This window comes from Levilactobacillus tangyuanensis (assembly GCF_003946545.1).
Classification (GTDB): domain Bacteria; phylum Bacillota; class Bacilli; order Lactobacillales; family Lactobacillaceae; genus Levilactobacillus; species Levilactobacillus tangyuanensis.
Window position 1 is genome coordinate 269728 of record NZ_RHOA01000002.1, and the last position, 18207, is coordinate 287934.

An 18207-nucleotide genomic window follows, 5' to 3' on the forward strand; every position below is an offset into this window, starting at 1 on the left:
TCAACAACTTTTTAAAGCGCTTTCTTTCCTTTTAAATAAAGGCCGCAGGCTCATATCACCTGCGGCCTTGTGAAAAACCAGTTTATTTAGCTTCGGCTGTTTCTTCATCCTTTTCGGTTTCCAACTTCTTTTCAAGTTCGCGCACGATTTCAGCGTGCTTCTTTTCGGACAAGGTAATCTTGAATTGGTAAATCAAAGCAGCGACAACCAATAAGATCATTGGCATATAGAACATGAAGGAATGGAAGATAAACATCCCATGGGCCGTAATGTCACTAGGCTTGGTGTTACCGGTCATCCCAGAGTGGACGGCGGCAAAAACCACGATCCCAGTTGAGAAGGCCCCAGCCAACTTGTCGATCAGTGGCCGGACGGACAAGGTAACGGATTCGTTACGAGTCCCGTTCTTGTACTGGCCATATTCAACACTGTCGGTAATCGTCATCAAAGCGGCCAAGAAGATCATTGGGTATGGGAAGAAGAAGATGGCATCGGCAATGTAAACCATCACGGTGTTGGTACCGGAAAGCATGAATAACACGTAACCGATTAACATCATGGCAATCCCGCCAATGTAGACACCCTTCCGAGTAATCTTTGAAACGATCGCTGGAAACAGTGGTACAGAGAGAATCCCAAGAACGGCGGTAATGGCACCAACCAAAGTGTAGGCACCGGCGTTCCCGATAACATAACGGAAGTAATAGATTAACAATGAGTTGGTAACCACGTAGCTCAAGGCGAATAACAGGTATGAGAACGCCAACCACATCAGTTGATCGTTTTCACCGATAACCTTGAACACATCGCGGAACCGCGTTTGTTCGGTGTTTTCCCGAATCAAGCTCGTTTGTTCCTTGGTCCCAAAGTAAGTTGCCAAGGCCCCTAACAGAGAAACAGAACCAATGACGATGGCAAACCCTAACCAGCCGGCCCGGGTTTGGGTATCCCCGTGAGACCCAGAGAACGTTTGTGAGAAGAAGACAACTAATGGGGTAATAACCATGATAACCCCTTGAGAACCTAACGTAGAACCGAAACGACCAATCGTCCCGAACTTGTTCCGCGTCTTAGAATCAACACTCAAGGCAGGTAACATGGACCAAAAGGCAATGTCTTTGAATGAATAGAAGATATCCATGATGACGAAGACAATCCCAAAGACCAGGAAGTAAATGGACGTGTTGCTGTCCGCCAAGCCGAAGAGACTGGAGAACATCAGGATAATCCCAACGGAGCTAACGATGGCCCCGGCCAGAATCCATGGCTTGAACTTCCCAACCTTGGTGTTGGTGTTATCAACCATCCCACCAATCATTGGGTCAAACGCGATTTCAATTAAACGAATAACAACCACCATCGTGGTAACGATCCCGGCTTCAGCGGCCGCACCCTTACCGACGAATAAGGCACTGGTAACAAAAATAGCAAAATAAGTATTCAGGGTCGCGTAGAACGCATCATGACCGAACGCCCCTAAAGCATATGAGAGATACTGCTTAATCATTTTTTCCTCCACACCTTTCAACGGAAACTCCGTCTTATGCCGTTATGTATTAGTGATAACGGTGTTCAATGATTTTCGATAAGACGGCTTCTCGCTGTTGGGACTTCGCCATATCAAATTGTGACTCTTCCATCTCGTTAAAATCTTGGGCTAACAGGGTTGCCTCAAGGTAAAGGGTCAACTGACGCTTGATGTAAAGCTTATTCGCCTCATCTGGCCGTTGCTCGTTCCCTCCAAGGACTGCCGCTGCGAACGCCTCTGGATCTAACGTAATCTTTTCGTTTTTCTTTGCCATTGCAAAACACCTCATCTTCCCAATTGTTATTTATAGGACCGGTAAAACTTGTCACGCTTTTACTAAAATGTAAGCGCTTTACATATGTTATTCTAGGACTCTTCGGCAGAATTGCAACCGCTATTTTTGTGCGTTTTAGCACAAAATATCGTGGTATAAGTAGCAGTTACCATGTTGCAACCGGTTGTCCTACGACCATAACTTTTTTAGTAAACAATATTTATAAATGAAAACAAAAAAATCACCGGTAAGCGTTTTTCACTTACCGGTGAAATCTTTTCACTCAGCTATTCAACTGAATTGACGTAAGCCTTTAAGGCTTTTTCATACGTGGCTAATTGGGCTTGCGCAGCGGCATCCGTCTTGGCACTGGTACCGATATAGAACTTAACCTTAGGTTCGGTCCCTGAAGGCCGAATGCAGATCCAAGTCTCATCGGCGAGCCAGTACTTCAAGACATTAGCTTGTGGCAGGTCAATCTTGCTGGTGGTGCCATCCGCGGTCGTCTTCACGCTCGTGGAGAAGTCTTCCACGGCGGTGATGGCGGTTCCGGCAAAGTCTCTCGGGGCATTGTCACGGAACTCACTCATCAAGTGGGCCATTTGATCGGCACCATCAACCCCTGGGAATTCCTCAAACGTGGTCTTTTCGGCGGAATAGCCGTAGGTCGCGTAGAGTTCTTCAATCCCATCGTACAGGGTCATCCCCCGTTCCTTATAGTCCGCCGCCACTTCGGCCAGGAGCACCGTCGATTGAATGGCATCCTTGTCGCGGACGAATGGCTTGATCAGATAGCCGTAGCTCTCTTCGAAGCCAAATAGGAAGGTGTGATCGTGGTTTGTCTCGTATTGGTGGATTTGTTCGGCAATAAACTTAAACCCAGTCAAGACGTTCTTCATCTCAACCCCGTAGGCCGCCGCAATCTTGGTGGCCAATTCGGTGGAGACGATGGACTTCACCACGCGCCCATCGGCTGGCAATTGACCAGCGGCCTTGCGAGCCTTCAAGATGTAGGCCAACAGAATTGAGGCGATTTGATTCCCCGTCAGCAGTTGGTACTCGCCATCCGGTTGCCGAACGGCGGCACCCAAGCGGTCGGCATCGGGATCGGTGGCTACCAGAAGATCAGCGCCCTCCTTCTTCCCTAACGCGATGGCCATGTCAAAGGCCTGAGCGAACTCAGGGTTCGGGAATGGCACCGTTGGAAATTCGGGATCGGCAATGGCTTGTTCGGGAACCATGGTAAAGTTCTCGAAGCCGGCACCCCGGAGGGCCCGTTCGCCAATCACCTTACCTGTCCCGTGCAGTGGTGTGTAGATCAGCTTCATGGTCTTACCCACCTTGGCCACCAGATCATGGTTAATCGTGACGGATTCAACCTGGGCTAAATAAGGTTGGTCAACGTCTTCACCAATGATGGTCAATAGGTGATCGGCCCGCAGCTTTTGTTCGTCGGCCACCGAAATGCCAAAGACATCCTTGGCGGAACGCACAAACGTCGTGATCATGTCGGACGCCTTAGGTGGCATTTGCCCACCATCGGGCCCGTAGATCTTGTAGCCATTGTATTGCTTAGGGTTGTGACTGGCGGTAATCATGATGCCCATCGCCGTGTTCAAATGGCGAACAGCGAACGACAATTCGGGGGTTGGCCGTAAGTCATCGAACACAAAGCTAGGAATCCCGTGGGCGCCTAAGACATGGGCCGCCTCATGGGCAAACTCGTTAGAGTGGTACCGGGAGTCAAAGCTAATGGCCACCCCGCGCTTCTTCGTCGCGTCGTCCAGGGTGTCCAGGTAACGGGCAACCCCTTCCGTTGCTTGGCGAACCGTGTAGACGTTCATTTGCCCAATCCCAGGGCCCATGATGCCCCGCATGCCGGCGGTCCCAAAACTCATGGGAGCCGTGAAGGCAGCCTTTAGGGCGTCATCGTCGCCGGCAATCGCGGCTAATTCATCTTTAATGTAAGGAATCATCGTTGGTTGTGCTTGCCAAACTTGATAATTATCTTGCCAACTCATTAAAATCTCTCCTCTTATTTCCGTTCGTATTGATAGCTAATCCAGTGCGTGACGGGTTGATTGGCAGGCAGAATCACGTCGCCAAAGTCCTCGTGGTGAATCGCATCTGGTAAGGTTTGGGCTTCCATGGCCAAGGCGTTGTAATCATGCTTCTCGGCCCGCTTAGGATCGGTAGCGTTAGCCGTGAAGACCACTAAGGCGTTCCGGTCGGAGAAGACGGAAACCGTTCGATGCCCAGCCTTGTCACCAACCACTGCGATTGGTTCGTCCTTACTTGGCACCACAACGAAGGCGTCATCGTATTCGTTTTGCCCCGTCTTGTGTAATTGATCCAGCCCATCCTTGATGGTCCGTGGGTGACTGAAGTCGTAGCCAGTGCCGGCGGTATCAACCATTTCACCCGTTGGAATCTTGGCTTTGTCTAAGACGAGGCGTTTGTCCCCGCTCAGCTTCAGCCATTGATCGTCCAGACTGTATTGGTCGTCCGTGACGTTGAAGTAGCTGTGAACCGTTGGGTTGAACAGCGTCGTGGCATCACTCTTGGCATCGAATTGGATGTCCAGGTGATTCTCTTCGGACAGCGTGAAGGTGACCTTGGCATCCATGGTCCCGGGATACTTATCATCGGCTTCCGTGGCGGTGTGCGTCAAGATGACACTGGCCGTATCCGCCGTCTTAGTCGTGGTCGCATCCCAGTTAACGAAGGTAAAGCCGTGAGGCCCACCGTGGCTAGCGTTGGGATCTTCATTGGCATCCAGGTGGACCGTCTTGCCATCCAGGTCAAATTGCGCGCCGGCAATCCGTCCAGCCACCCGGCCCAAGGTTTGGCACAGGTAGAAGGGGTTGTGATCGTAGTCAGCTAAATCTGGTTGATGCACAACTAATTGATGACGTTTACCATCTTCAACAACACTAAACTCTTGCAAGGTTGCGCCCCAGGTGAGAATAGCCACCCGCGTGCCTTGTTGATTGGTTAACACGTACTTCTTAACAGCCTGCTGGTGTAATGTTCCGGCAGCGCTTTCAGTAATTTCCATAATTTGCGCACCTCCAAAATTAAGAATCCGGTTTCATTGTATAATACTCAACCGAATTGTACCAATTTTTAGTAAAAATTTTGTAGAAAAGTTAGCGCAGGCCCCTGCCGGCGCAACCAAAGACCTTTTTACCTGGATACATTTAATAGGAATGACAAATATATAATAATAGAATAACGAGTATTCGCAAAACCCGTGATTTCTCTGGACTTATCAAATGATTATTCGCTATACTACTTGCGAATCGTTCAGCATTACACAAACTACTGACACTTGATATGAGGAGGAATTATAATGCCATCACCTACTTCAGCCGCCGAGAAGCTCTTGCTTCAAATGGTCGACGACTATACTGAACGCGAAATCAGTCCAGAAGATATGCCCATGGACGCCGCCGGCGACTTTCCTGCCGGGTTTATTCAAAAACTAACCGACACGGGATTCTTAGGCCTGATGTTGCCCCAAGAATTTGGTGGCGCCGGCTTCGGTCCCGAGGTGACCGCAGCGGCCCTAAACCACATTGCTCGGGGAAATGCCAGCACGGCCGTCACGCTGGAAGGTCACTTTAAGACCATCGACCAAATTCTAAAGTTTGGGACGCCGGCCCTGCAACAAGAACTGTTGCCTTCTGCCAACGACCGCATTTTTGCCTTCTCAATGACAGAGGCTAGCGGTGGTTCCAACCCCATGGGGATTGGATCAACGGCCACTCGTGAAGGCGATCACTGGGTCCTAAATGGCGATAAAATCATGATCACGAACGGTGGCCTGGCCCAGGTCTACTGTGTCTTGGTCAAGACCGCTCCCCATGAACTCTCCGTCTTCGTCGTTGACCAAGACATGCCCGGCTTCTCATTTGGGAAACGCGAAGACTTCATCGGTCTTCGTGGCACGCCCGTCGGTGAGATTGTGATGGACCATATCATTGTCGATAACGATCACCTATTGGGCAAGGTCGGCGATGGCGGCCGCATTGGTGATTCCGCCCACGATGACGCCCGGATTCTAATGGGCGCCGTCCTGACCGGCATCATGGAACACGACCTAAAGATTGCGACCGATTACGCTAAGGAACGCAAGGCCGGCGATCAACCACTGACCGCCTTACAGGTTACCCATCGCAAGGTGGCCGACATCGCCATGCGTAAGGAAACCACGAAATTACTCTTTGAAAAGGCTGCCCAACTAAAGGCCAACGGCCAACCATACAGTGAGGAGGCCGCCATGGCCAAGGCCTATGGGTCTCGGGTCGCGGTAGCTGCCGGTGACGACACCTTACAAATCCTCGCCGGCTATGGTTACAGCCGCGAATACCCCGTTGAACACTTAATCCGTGACGCCCGGGCCATGGAAATCGCCGAAGGAACCGTTGAGAAGATGCGGTCCGCGATTGCCACCGCCGAATTTAATAAATAGGAGGTTCCCCATGAAAATTGTGGTTTGTATCAAACAAGTCCCCGAAACCAACGACGTCACCATTGACCCCGTGACCCATAACCTGGATCGCCGCGGTCTGGCGGGCGTCATGAATCCCTTTGACAAGAATGCCATCGAACTCGCACTAAACTTGAAAGACAGTCGCGATGACGTCCAGGTGGCCCTATTGACGATGGGTCCCGATGACTACGCCGAATCGCTCCGCGAAGGTCTGGCCATGGGCGCCGACGAGGGCTACCTGCTGTCCGACCGCGCCTTTGCCGGTGCCGACACCCTGGCTACCGGTTATGTGTTGGCCCAAGCCCTGAAGAAGATTGGCGATGCCGACCTGATTCTCTTCGGTCGCCAAGCTGTCGACGCCGATACCGGTCAGGTGGGGCCAATCGTGGCCGAGTTCCTGCAACAACCACAGATTACCTACGCGGCCAGTCTGCGGCTCAGTGGTGACAATGAGGTCACTGCCGAACGGCTGCTGGAAGATACCAAGCAAACCCTGGTCGCCCAACTCCCTGCCGTGATCAGCGTTCGTAGTGAACTGAACACGCCCCGTTACCCCACACCACGAAACATCCAATTGAGTTTTGCCAAGCCATTGACCACCTGGCACCATGACGATTTAGACCTCGACGACACGCGTTTAGGTCAGGCCGGTTCCCCCACCATCGTGACGAAGGTTTACGCACCAGAGCCCGTTAAGCGGGAGCTCACCAAGCTCGCTGGCACGCCTGCCGAGGCCGCCAGTCAACTAATCACGGCGCTCAAAGGCCGGCAATTAATTTAAGGAGGAAGCACGTATGTCAAAACCAGAACTATGGGTCGTCGCTGAACGGCGGCTCGACCACATCGAACCCACGACCCAACAGCTGATCACCAAGGCCAAGCACCTTGCTGGCAACCAAATGCATACCGTTGCGGTCCTCTTTGAAGCCACGACGGACCACTTGGAAGACGAACTCAAGGCGTACGGTCCGGATGAAATCCGGATCGTCAAGGATGACCGTTTCCCAACGGCCACCGATGCCGAAATCGCCGATGCCCTGCAACAACTCGTCACCGCTAACGAGCCCAACTCAATTCTGTTTGGCGCCACCATCACGGGCCGTTCCATTGCGCCGCGACTGCAGGCCAAGCTCCAAACCGGCTTGACGGCGGACTGTTTAGACCTCCGTTTTGATGACGACACCCTGGTGGCCACCAAGCCCTCCTATGGGGACAACATCATGTGTGAAATTATCTGTCCGGATCACCGCCCACAAATGGCCACGGTTCGGCCCAACACCTTTGTCGCCGAACCCGCCGATGGTGCCGCAACCGTCACGAGTTCAACCATCACCTTCCATCCCGTTGACCGCCTACAAGTAAAGACCGCGACGCCAGTCGTTAACACGGCGACAACGGTCGGCGATGCCAGTCGCGTGGTTGCCTTAGGTCGTGGCGCTGCCAGTGCCGCAACCATCAGCACGGCCACCAAGCTTGCCGAAAAGTTAGGCGGCCGAATTGGGGTTTCCCGGCCATTAACCGACCAAGAACGCTTCACGCATGACGACCAAATTGGTCAGAGTGGGAACACGATTCATCCCGAACTCATTCTGAATTTTGGGATCAGTGGCGCCGTACAATTCCTAGTCGGCATGCAGGATTCCCAGACCATCGTGGCCGTCAATTCGGACCCCGATGCACCAATCTTCGATGTTGCCGACTATGGCTACGTCGGCGATGCCACCGCTTTCATGACGGCCTTACTTGCTCAATTTAATTAAAGGTTCTCAATTAGGGTGGCGGACGACGTCCGCCGAGGGCGTGGCCTTGACGGGCTGGAACGCCGTGGGCACAGCTTTGAGCCAGGTAACGTCTCAAAGGCTGGCCTTTCTCTAGGCCCGGTAACCCACCGGTCCAAGAGAAACGACACGGCTGAGCCCCGGCCACACCCTCGGCTCACCATTAGTCGTTGTCATGCCCAAAAGGTAAGAGAATAAAACAACAGACCATAAAAATATACCTACCGGATGTATGAAACATTTCATACATCCGGCAGGTATATTTATTTAGTCTCAATTGATTAAATCGCGGAACTAAGGGCAGCCATTATGCCCTCCCCCAGCTCATCATCCACCATCGCCTAACAAAGGCCAGCCGCACGACCGACGGCCCCGTTCACTTAACCATCCCAATCAGAACGGTAAATATCAGTGACCAGAGGTGGGCGAGGCTCAGTGGTGACATTGCCTTAGCGAGTGGATTTCTCGCTTAGACAACGCCGGCTTGGGAGACCGCTTTTCGGCTCCCAAACGAGCGCACCACGTTCCATCCTCTAGCCCACCGCCGGGAGCGACCAGTTTACAGGTCGAGCAGGACCTTCAGTAGTGCACGAGCGGATTCGTTCAGCTTGTCTTGTGACTTGTCGTTGCCAAGGTGGGTGTAAATCTCACCGACGTAGACATCGTCCTTGAACAACCGATCGAAGACCTTGTCGATAATTGGCCGCGTCGCCGCCTCTTCCTGAACGGGTCCAAATGGATTGGCGAAGAAGGTGGTGCTCATTCCCACTTCATCGGTGGTGCCAAGGGCGCGCCGCTTACCGGCAATGAAGGTGTCCTTGGCGGTTGCTTCATCCGCAAACCGGTGAATGCCGACCGCGTCATCGTAGTTATTGGCATAGACCCACATGTCGATTTCATGATGGGCAACGACCCGTGGCCAACTGTTAGCCGGAATAATCACCCGGGCATTCTTTTGTTCCGGATTCATGTAGATCCCCCGGTCCATGTTGTTGAAGGCCACTTCACTACTCAGGTCATCCAGCCGGACAAACGCCCCGGTTTCGGTCCCTTGAGCGTAGAGCTTCCCGTCTTCCAGGCTGAAGCTCCCCATGTCGTCGAAGATGGTTTCGATGTTCACAATCTCGTCATCCGCCACGGTTTGTAAAGCCTCGATGGACTCGGACTTTCCGGCACCAGAATCACCGAAGAAGACCACGGTCTTGGTCTTACCATTGGTAAAGGTAATCTTGACCATTGACCCATGAATTGGCAACTTGTGCTTAGAAATCATGTGCAGGTTATGCAGCGTCAAACACATCTTCTTCATGTAGCCGAAGTAGGTCGTGTCGTCATTGTATGGCACTTGGCCCACGTACAGATCGTTTTCGGCATCATAGAAGTAATGGCCGTTAGCTGGTTGGTCATCACCTTCAGAACCCGGCGTCCCAAACATCAGCACCAGATCCGGCTTATGATTCTCAATCCGGGCATGGTCGGCTAGCTTGAACAGGTTGGCCAAGGCCATCCCCGAAGCCAGATAATCTCGGTGGAAGTAGATATAAGCCAGGCTCTCACCAATCATAGCTGGGTAGCAGAACCAATCGTCCTTCGTCCCGGTGAAATGTTCGATGGGATTGGTTGCGGTTGGGGTAAAGTGCCCCTTGCGCTTGTTACTCTTGGTATGCAGCATCATTGGCGGCCGCAGCATCAGACGACTCATGAAGCGGATGTCCCGCAGGTCTTCGTAGCCCGCTGGCACTGGCCAGTTAATCTTTTGTAAGAGGACACACGCACTGGACCCCGCGTTCACTTGACGGTAAACGTGGTTGGCATGCCCCTGTAGTTTTTCTTCAATCTGCCGGTACAAGCGAATAACCAAATTATTAAATCGTTGGTCAATCGTCATGAATTCCGCACTAACAACATCGTTATGCTTAACGGTCATCGTGGCCACCCGCAGGTAGGCCCGGTAGTAAGTGTACAAGGCTTCAATACTGGCCAAAATTTCGGCCGGTTGGTATTGCGCGTACGCATCCGGACTATCAGTCAGGATCGCCTTCACCGTGGCCAAATAGGTTTCTGGCGATACCAGGTTAAACGTATCCTTCGCCTCGGCATCCTCGGGCGTCTTATCTCGTTGTTCCTTTAAGAATAAGCGAACGAACGCTGCTAGTTCCTCGCTGTTGACGAGATCAAAAATATTGGTAATGAAGTGTGCATTGAAGTTCAGCACGGCCACATTGCGGTCTGGGTTGGCATAGAAGGATGCCAAGTCAATCGCATTTGTTTTTTCCATGGAAATGCCCCTTTCACAACTGTCTTATTCGTCATTTTAGCTTAGTTTTGACCCTGAGGGAAGCGACTTCTTTAATCGCCACTGGTTTTCTTGGCTTGGCGGCCATCCCTAAGCAAAATGGCGAAGATCCAACCAACCACGGCCACAACCAGGAAGGTGGCAAAGACGGCGCGATAGCCGGCCAATGCGGCGGCACTTGCCGTGCTAACTTTCGCATGACTGGCGGTGACCCCGGCCAAGACCAAGGTGGCCACGGCCACCCCGGTCGACCCCAAGATTTGCCGGACGGTCGTAATGACCGCGGTCCCATGGGAAATCAGTTGGTCGGGCAACGAGTTGGCCCCTAACGTCACGGCCGGCATCATGACGAAGGCATTCCCACCTTCGATTAGGGCAGCCGTCAGAATCATGGCCAACAGGGATTGCCGCCCACCCACGATGGTGAGCCATAGCCAACCAAAGACGATCATGGTCATGCCGGCCAACATGGTGGCCTTGAAACCAATGCGGTCCGCTAATTTACCCGTTAAGGGATTCAGGAGACTGAGGACGACGGCCCCAGGAACCAAGGCCATCCCCGATGCAAATGGCGTGAGCCCCAGAACCTCTTGGTAATACAACGGAAAAATAATGGTCACAACGATCAGGGCAATGTAGGAGGCCCCGGTTAAGAGCACGGCGAGGTCAAAATTTACGGTCTTCAGGACGCGTAAATCCAGGAGTGGCGTGGCGACGTGAAATTGCCGCCAAACGAAGTAAGCCACAGCCAGGACACTAACGACCAGTAGGCCCATCATCCAGCCCCAGTTCACGCCGACCTTACCGGTTTGATTGACCACATAGAGAATCCCGATGAAGCCCAAGCTACTGATGACGGACCCAAAATCCAACTTGGACGCATGGGCTGGCATCACATCCTTAACCGTCTTAAGCGCGATCAGGAAGACCACGGTGATAATCACCATGAAGACCACGAATAGTCCTTGCCATGTGGTAAATTTCAAAACGATTCCCGAGATAATGGGCCCAACGGCCAGTGCGGACCCCATCACCAGTCCGGCAAAACCCATGACGCTGCCCCGTTTGGCTTCAGGTGTAATTCGCAGCATCACCGTTTGATAGGACGGAAACATGATCCCGACGGCCATGGCTTCCATGACCCGCCCGAGCATCATCAACCCAAAGCTGGGCGCCAGGTAGATGATGAAGGTCCCTACGTCAAACAACGCCAGCACCGTCACAAACAGGACCGGAAAGCGAATGTTATTCAGCAGCCAGGGGCTGACTGGCATCATCACCACCATCACCAACATAAAGCCGGTCGTCAGCCATTGAACCGTTGATGCTGGAATATTGAAATACCGCATCAGGGTTGGATAGGCCGTGGACAACGACGATTGACTAATCGACATGGTAAATGTCCCCGCTAATAGTGTCCAGATAAAGGCCAAATGACTATATGGCCGCCCCTTCAAATCAATTGCTTGTTCCATGTAATCCGCTCCCTCACTTCTACTTTAGAAAGATTATCAACTGGTGACTATCCTAGTCCTTTTCTCGCCCCCTGTAAACTGATTGCGACAGGGCTGAGCTACTCAATCAAGTTACTTATCCGGTAAACTTTGTTACAATAGAATTAATTGATGACTGATGTTAGTCGGTCATAGCGGACTACGCAAGGAATTGAGGGCAGACTATGGACTTAGTTGCATATTTAACTGACGAGATTGATTTTTTAACTGAACAAATGGAACAGGCTCAAGATGACCAGGACAATGCCATGCATTTCCTTTGTGACGCCCGGATTACCGAGGCCAAGCACATTTTGAAACAAGTCGACACTGGAAACATCAATCGCCTTAAGGCTGAGTAGCAAAACGACCGAACGAGAGCCCTTCGTTCGGTCGTTCTTCAATTTCACCCCTTTTTGAGGGGTCCGATTCGCTGAAAGTTTCGATTTGGTGTAGATTAGAAGAGAAGAAAAATTTTTAGGAGGTAACACGTTGATAACCATTAAGTCAGCTCGTGAAATTGAAAAGATGGCGGCCTCAGGGGCCGTCTTGGCTGGAGTCCACAAGGGTCTCCGCGATATCATTAAGCCAGGTATTTCCAGTTGGGAAATCGAACGTTTTGCCAACCGTTACATTGCCGAACATGGCGCCACCCCTTCCGAAAAGGGGTTTGAAGGCTACAAGTATGCCACCTGTGTCAGCGTTAACGATGAAGTGGCCCACGCCATCCCTCGTAAGGAACTCATTCTAAAGAATGGCGACATCGTGAAGGTCGACATGACGGTCAACCTGGACGGCTTCGAAAGCGACTCCTGCTGGTCATACGCCGTTGGAGAAGTCTCCGACGACGTTAAACACCTCATGGATGTGACCAAGAAGGCCCTGTACCTCGGGATCGATCAGGCCACGGTTGGCAACCGGATCGGTGACATTGGTCACGCCATTCAAGACTTTGTTGAAAACAAGAATCACATGGGCGACGTCCGTGAGCTGATCGGACACGGCATCCAACCCACCATGCACGAACAACCAAATGTCCCTCACTACGGCGAAGCCGGTCACGGCTTACGTTTGCGTGAAGGGATGACCATCACCATCGAGCCCATGGTTAACCTGGGGACTTGGGAGATTGCTTCCAAGATGGTCCCCGATGATTCATGGGAATACTACGTTTCCGCCGATGGGTCCATGTCCGCCCAATACGAACATACCTTGGTCATTACGAAGGACGGTCCCAAGATTTTAACCTCTCAAGACCCCGAATTCGATGCCAAATACCTACTCTAATTAGTCGAGGTGACCGGCCATGAGCCTGACAAACCGTACGCCTGAACACCAGGTTCAGCAACTCTTTAATCAGATTGCCCCACAGTACGACCAAATGAACAGTTTGATCAGTCTGGGGACGCATCGCCACTGGCGCCATCAGGTGATGACCACCATGACGATCCATTCCGGTGATTTTGCCCTCGATGTGTGTTGTGGCACCGGCGACTGGACGCTGGCCCTGGCGGAAGCCGTTGGACCGGCCGGGCATGTTGTTGGCCTGGACTTTAGCGACCAGATGTTGTGGCTGGCCGATCGCAAGGTTCGCACGGCCGGACTAGCTAATCGGATTACCCTTAAACAGGGCGATGCGATGACCCTTCCCTATCCGGATAACCATTTCAACGTGGTCACCATTGGCTTTGGCCTGCGAAATGTTCCCGATGCCAATCAGGTTCTGCGGGAACTCGCACGCGTCGTCAAGCCGGGGGGCCAAGTGGTCTGTTTGGAAACCTCGCAACCCACGAACCCCGTGATCCATGCCGGCTGGCAGCTCTATTTTGGTCAGCTAGTGCCACTGATGGGCCGCGTCGTGGCCCATCAATATCGGGCCTATAACTATCTGCAACGCTCAACCCACCAATTCGTGGACGTCCAAACGCTGGCAAAGATGTTTCAGGCGGCCGGTTTGGCACATGTCCATTATCGACCGTTTAACCTCGGCGCGGCCGCCGTTCATTTCGGCACCAAGCCTTATCAATAAACCTGAAACAATAAATGACCCATCACGGTTTTTCCCTTGAGGGAAGACCGTGATGGGTCATTTTAGGTTCATCGTTAACGGTGGTCGATCGCCGCAATTTTCTTTAATAGTTTTTGATTGCCATTCAGGCGGGCAAAGGCCGCCGCATCCCGTAAGTCTTGGTGGATAGCCTCAGGCTCCCCGCCTTGACGCCGAACATTTAACGCGCGTTGATAGAGAATCCGGGCAACATAGTAAGTCACATGATACTCGGCGCACAGCGCCACCCCACGATTGAGGAGGTCATTACTCGTGTCTAGCTCCCCCGTCTCACCATAAAAGCGGGCCGTGTAGTATAAGACTGTCAGGATTCGCCAGACGCCCTGACGTGGCCGTAATTTGATTTCTGCCAGGTCTTCGGTGACCCGTTGAAAATAAAAACCGGCCCGGTCATTATCCCCCGCCTGTTGGTAGGCAATGCCAGTCCCCGCGTAGGCCAACAGGGCGTATAGGGTATGATGGCCCTCATCAAAGCGATCAAGAATCTGGGAGAAATCAAACAGGGCATCCGTGACGCTACCACCGTCAAGGGCCGTCACGTAGCCATGAATGAAGAAATAGCGCATCTGAAAGGTCTGGGTGCCCCGTTCCACGTGGTCCACTTGAGCCAGTTGTGCCTTAACCTGGTCGAACTCGCCTTGGAGTAGCCGCCACTCGGCCTGTTCCAGGGCAGCCGTGCCCGTGGGATCATCTCCTTGGTCCAGGGGAAATAAATCATTGAGCGTCAACTCCAGGCGTTCGCAGAGTTGCAATAAAATCTTGATCGCCGGCACCTGGCCCCGTCGTTCAAACTTGCTCAGCGTGGCCTGGGTACAGATACCCTTGGCTAGCTGTTGTTGCGAGAGGTGTAATCGGCGCCGGGTCTCGATAAAGATATCAATATTCACACGTCCTCAGTCCTTACTGTAAAGTTTCGTCCATTTGCCAGCCATGGCGGTCACGGTCCCAATCACGCTTACGACTGGCCGATACGAAGGGGTTCCCCGCCACGATGTATCGCAGCGGTCGGTCCTGCCAGCTACCATCGCTCACCCCCACTCGGGATGTCGCCACCACCTGACGCGGCCGCCGGGTAGCGGTCGTTGTAATCGTGAGGTTGTTGGCGCCCAACAGGGTGCGATTCAGGTCCTTTGATTGTAGGCCAATGGCGGCGGTCAACTTTCCCGGACCATTGGTGATCGCCGGAACGGGTTTGTCACGATTCCGTTGCATCAGGTCCAGTCCAAGGTGCGGTTCAATGCCCCGAATCAAAATCCCTTGGGGGGTGCCCGCCGACTGGGTGGCCACATCCAGCATGTAGTAGCCTCGTAATATGTAAATATAAATGGTCCCGGGAGCATCATACAAGGCCGCATTGGCCGCCGTATACCGACCGTTAAAGGCATGAGCAGCCGTATCCTGTTCGCCCAAATAGGCCTCGGCCTCGACAATCCAGCCGCTAATCGTGCCGGCCGGCGTTTCATAAATTAATTCATGACCTAGTAGATCGGCCGCGATTTCGGCGGTTGGTCGCCCCGTATAAAACTCGGCTAACGACTTGTTCATTCATTAACACTCCCCTTTCGACTATGTTAAACTAGACCCATTGGAGATGAGTATCCTTATGGCAATTAAGTGTGAACGTATTTATACGAATCCGGCAGATCTCGATGGCTACCGGGTCCTAGTCGATCGGCTCTGGCCACGAGGCATTTCAAAAGAAAATGCCCACCTCGACGATTGGAACAAGGAAGTTGGTCCCACCAACGAGTTACGAAAGTGGTTCAACCATGAACCCGAAAGATTCCCCAAATTCAATGAACGCTACCGGGCCGAATTAAAGATTAACCCTGCCCTGACAGAATTCATTGCTCAGGTGGAGAAGGTCTTGCCCGAACAAGACGTCATCTTGCTTTACGGCGCCAAAGATGAGGAACATAACCAGGCCATTATCTTAAAGGAAGTTTTGATTCATGAACTTCGTGACCTGGTCCCCGACGACCGGTTATTAGAATAAATACATAAAACGAGGTTAGGACGCTGGTCCTGGCCTCGTTTTTTTAGTGCTTAGCGAATAACAATAACGGACGTGGTCGACTTCTTGGCCAACCGTAGCCCGATGGCACCGGGACGACCATGACTGGCAAAGTCGACATCGGCCCCACAGACAATCAAGTCAGGTTCGAAGTCTGGCACGATCTTGTCCAGAACGACGTCATCGACATCCCCGCCTTCGGCCACAATCGACCGGACCTGTTCGACACCGAAGTCCTTAGCCTGTTGCGCATATGAGGACACGATCGCCTTCAAGTGGTCCCGCCGCTCGTTCAGCTTGGCCGGCATCAGCGACTCATAGATGCTGATGTCGTTGTTTTCCATGACGGAAGCAATACCAAGATGTGCTTGATAGTCCCGTGCCAGCGTCAAGGCAAACCGAAACGCCCGACTCGTCGATGGGCGATCATCCTCATCAATCGTGATTAGAATCCGCCGAAAGAACAACGGATTATTATTCTCGTCTGTCATAGAACCCCTCCAATAAATAGTCGGCCTAATTGTATCATAGTTAATTAAAAAACGCCCCATTTTACCGGGACGTTTTCACAACCTTTTCAGTTTTAAAGCCTTAACTAGCGTGGTTTGGTGAAAGAATCATTGGTCCTTGCACGGCCCGTGGTAACTCAACCGTACTCCGACGCATAACCACTGGATGCGGTACCGTGACTGGCGCTACCGCCCGTTCCTTCTCGGTCAGCATGTGCCAGATCGAGTGGAGGAGTAACCCACAGACAAACATCAGTGGGAAACCAGCGATCGTCGAGACCGTTTGCACCGTCTTGAAGCCCCCGACCATCACAATCCCGAAGGAGAAGATGATGAAGACGACTACCCAAATCATGCGGTTCCAACGACTAGGTTCCTGGCCATCATCCAAGTGTAGGCTGGTAAAGGACGATACGATGAATGCTGACGAGGAAATCGTCGTGGCTAAGAAGATAAAGCATGAGATACAATACAAAGCCAAGATGATCATCTTGAATGGCAAGGTGGCAATCACCGTTGCCACAACGGCGGCCTGACCCTGCGTGTTCAAAATGTGAACCAGGTTAACCGCACCGGTCCGTTGTAGCCACAAGGAGTAACCCCCGAAGATGGCATAGAAGCTCATGCAGCCTAAGGCCCCATACGTTAACATCCCCACGAGGACCTGGCGAATCGTCCGGCCCTTTGAGATCCGGGCGATAAACAGTCCCATGACGGGCATGTAGGATAACCACCAGCCCCAGTAGAAAATCGTTTCCTGCTGAGCCGTGCTGTCCCCACCGTTTGGTAACGTGTTGGTCGACATGGCGATAAACTTTTGGGCCATTAACCCAATACTATTCGTTTCAGAATTTAAGATGTATACCGTTGGTCCAATCACTAGGATAATGGCCAACAAGCCCAAGGCCGTCCAAATATGGGCGGAGCTTAAGCGATTAATCCCCCCGTTCAGGCCATGGAAGACCGTCACGGCGAAGAGAATAAACAATACAATAAAGAGTTCAATCTTTAGCATTAAATTGTCTTGAACACCGGTAAGCCGGCTGAGAACCTTCGAGATGATGGGAATTTCCATCCCAACGGATGACCCAATGCCACCCATAATACCGAAGACCACTAAGAAGTCCACGACCTGCCGGGCGATAACCTTGCCCCGGCTGTCACCTTGAAGACTGGTGATAGTGGCACTAACCCGTTGAACCTTACCATGCTTAACGTACAACACGTAAGCAATCGCAATCGTCGCCGGTGCAAACATCATCCAAGCCATTGGGCCCCAGTTAAACTGGCCCATCATGTGGGCAGCGCCGTAAGCGTTGCTTGAGAATGGCTTGAAGCCGAATGCAGGGTGCTGCAGGTACCGCAGGGGATCAACAATCGACAACATCAGGATGCTGGCATCAATCGCCGTAGCGAACACCATACTTCCCCACTGAAAGTTACTGTAGTGGGGCTTGTCGTCGGGATCACCCAACTTAATCTTACCGAATTTTCCAAAAGCCAAATACATAAAAAATAAGAAGTTGACGACGTACACCATCAAGTAAGCCCATGACATGCGAGTATCAATCCAGTTTAAAATTGAACTTAGGCCGGCCTGTAATTGACCCCCGCCTAGGATAAACAGCAATGACGCGAGAATAAATAAAACGATGGTTGGTACGAATACTAACTTATCAATATTTTTACGCGCTAAAATAAATAATCCTCCTCATTTGTTTCCTGAAAGCCGAGCTTCCAGCGGACATTGTT

Annotated in this window: 17 protein-coding genes; 7 read left to right on the plus strand and 10 right to left on the minus strand. The window is 52.1% G+C overall.

What is annotated here, in order from left to right; all coding sequences use genetic code 11:
* Window positions 1-82: 82 nt before the first annotated feature.
* From EKM96_RS02915 to EKM96_RS02930, 4 genes are all read right to left on the minus strand, one after another.
* Complete coding sequence (locus tag EKM96_RS02915) at window positions 83-1507, minus strand: glycoside-pentoside-hexuronide (GPH):cation symporter (protein ID WP_125639475.1); 1425 nt, start codon at window positions 1505-1507, stop codon at window positions 83-85.
* A gap of 49 nt (window positions 1508-1556) precedes the next feature.
* Window positions 1557-1802, minus strand: a complete 246-nt coding sequence (locus EKM96_RS02920) for a hypothetical protein (protein WP_125639478.1) — start codon at window positions 1800-1802, stop codon at window positions 1557-1559.
* Window positions 1803-2089: 287 nt separating this feature from the next.
* Entirely contained in the window at window positions 2090-3823 is a 1734-nt protein-coding gene (locus EKM96_RS02925; protein ID WP_125639481.1) for a phospho-sugar mutase, read from the minus strand.
* 14 nt (window positions 3824-3837) lie between these two features.
* Window positions 3838-4860 (minus strand): aldose epimerase family protein, encoded by a 1023-nt coding sequence (locus EKM96_RS02930; RefSeq protein ID WP_125639484.1) that lies wholly within the window; start codon window positions 4858-4860, stop codon window positions 3838-3840.
* Between the two features lie 294 nt (window positions 4861-5154).
* Here EKM96_RS02930 and EKM96_RS02935 point away from each other — a divergent pair, with 294 nt between their 5' ends.
* Genes EKM96_RS02935 through EKM96_RS02945 form a run of 3 tightly spaced genes read left to right on the plus strand, consistent with a single transcriptional unit; the run spans window position 5155 to window position 8057 of the window.
* On the plus strand, window positions 5155-6276 hold the full coding sequence (locus EKM96_RS02935; RefSeq protein ID WP_125639487.1) for an acyl-CoA dehydrogenase family protein: 1122 nt from the start codon (window positions 5155-5157) through the stop codon (window positions 6274-6276).
* Window positions 6277-6286: 10 nt separating this feature from the next.
* Complete coding sequence (locus tag EKM96_RS02940) at window positions 6287-7078, plus strand: electron transfer flavoprotein subunit beta/FixA family protein (RefSeq protein WP_125639490.1); 792 nt, start codon at window positions 6287-6289, stop codon at window positions 7076-7078.
* Window positions 7079-7091: 13 nt separating this feature from the next.
* Entirely contained in the window at window positions 7092-8057 is a 966-nt protein-coding gene (locus EKM96_RS02945; protein WP_125639493.1) for an electron transfer flavoprotein subunit alpha/FixB family protein, read from the plus strand.
* Between the two features lie 577 nt (window positions 8058-8634).
* Here the strand turns inward: EKM96_RS02945 and EKM96_RS02950 are convergent.
* Window positions 8635-10353, minus strand: a complete 1719-nt coding sequence (locus EKM96_RS02950) for a phosphoenolpyruvate carboxykinase (ATP) (protein WP_125639495.1) — start codon at window positions 10351-10353, stop codon at window positions 8635-8637.
* A 71-nt stretch (window positions 10354-10424) separates the two neighbouring features.
* On the minus strand, window positions 10425-11846 hold the full coding sequence (locus EKM96_RS02955; RefSeq protein WP_125639497.1) for an MFS transporter: 1422 nt from the start codon (window positions 11844-11846) through the stop codon (window positions 10425-10427).
* Window positions 11847-12049: 203 nt separating this feature from the next.
* Here EKM96_RS02955 and EKM96_RS10530 point away from each other — a divergent pair, with 203 nt between their 5' ends.
* The 3 genes from EKM96_RS10530 (at window position 12050) to EKM96_RS02965 (ending at window position 13893) form a co-directional block, all read left to right on the plus strand.
* The gene (locus EKM96_RS10530) at window positions 12050-12226 is read left to right on the plus strand and encodes a hypothetical protein (RefSeq protein ID WP_164510959.1); all 177 of its coding nucleotides are present in this window, start codon (window positions 12050-12052) and stop codon (window positions 12224-12226) included.
* Between the two features lie 130 nt (window positions 12227-12356).
* The gene (map, locus tag EKM96_RS02960; protein ID WP_125639500.1) at window positions 12357-13151 is read left to right on the plus strand and encodes a type I methionyl aminopeptidase; all 795 of its coding nucleotides are present in this window, start codon (window positions 12357-12359) and stop codon (window positions 13149-13151) included.
* A 19-nt stretch (window positions 13152-13170) separates the two neighbouring features.
* Window positions 13171-13893, plus strand: coding sequence for a demethylmenaquinone methyltransferase (locus tag EKM96_RS02965; protein ID WP_125639502.1), 723 nt, complete (start codon window positions 13171-13173; stop codon window positions 13891-13893).
* A 74-nt stretch (window positions 13894-13967) separates the two neighbouring features.
* Here EKM96_RS02965 and EKM96_RS02970 read toward each other — a convergent pair whose 3' ends face one another.
* Window positions 13968-14819 (minus strand): helix-turn-helix transcriptional regulator, encoded by an 852-nt coding sequence (locus tag EKM96_RS02970; RefSeq protein ID WP_125639504.1) that lies wholly within the window; start codon window positions 14817-14819, stop codon window positions 13968-13970.
* Window positions 14820-14832: 13 nt separating this feature from the next.
* Window positions 14833-15477, minus strand: a complete 645-nt coding sequence (locus EKM96_RS02975; RefSeq protein WP_125639506.1) for a DNA-3-methyladenine glycosylase — start codon at window positions 15475-15477, stop codon at window positions 14833-14835.
* Window positions 15478-15535: 58 nt separating this feature from the next.
* Here EKM96_RS02975 and EKM96_RS02980 point away from each other — a divergent pair, with 58 nt between their 5' ends.
* Window positions 15536-15928, plus strand: a complete 393-nt coding sequence (locus EKM96_RS02980) for a DUF488 domain-containing protein (RefSeq protein ID WP_125639508.1) — start codon at window positions 15536-15538, stop codon at window positions 15926-15928.
* 50 nt (window positions 15929-15978) lie between these two features.
* On the opposite strand, the gene EKM96_RS02985 is transcribed toward EKM96_RS02980, so the two are convergent.
* Together EKM96_RS02985 and EKM96_RS02990 are read right to left on the minus strand one after the other, a co-directional pair.
* Window positions 15979-16437: a universal stress protein gene (locus EKM96_RS02985; RefSeq protein WP_125639510.1), complete on the minus strand. Its 459-nt coding sequence runs from the start codon at window positions 16435-16437 to the stop codon at window positions 15979-15981.
* A 100-nt stretch (window positions 16438-16537) separates the two neighbouring features.
* Complete coding sequence (locus EKM96_RS02990) at window positions 16538-18154, minus strand: BCCT family transporter (protein WP_318531039.1); 1617 nt, start codon at window positions 18152-18154, stop codon at window positions 16538-16540.
* Between the last annotated feature and the right edge of the window lie 53 nt (window positions 18155-18207).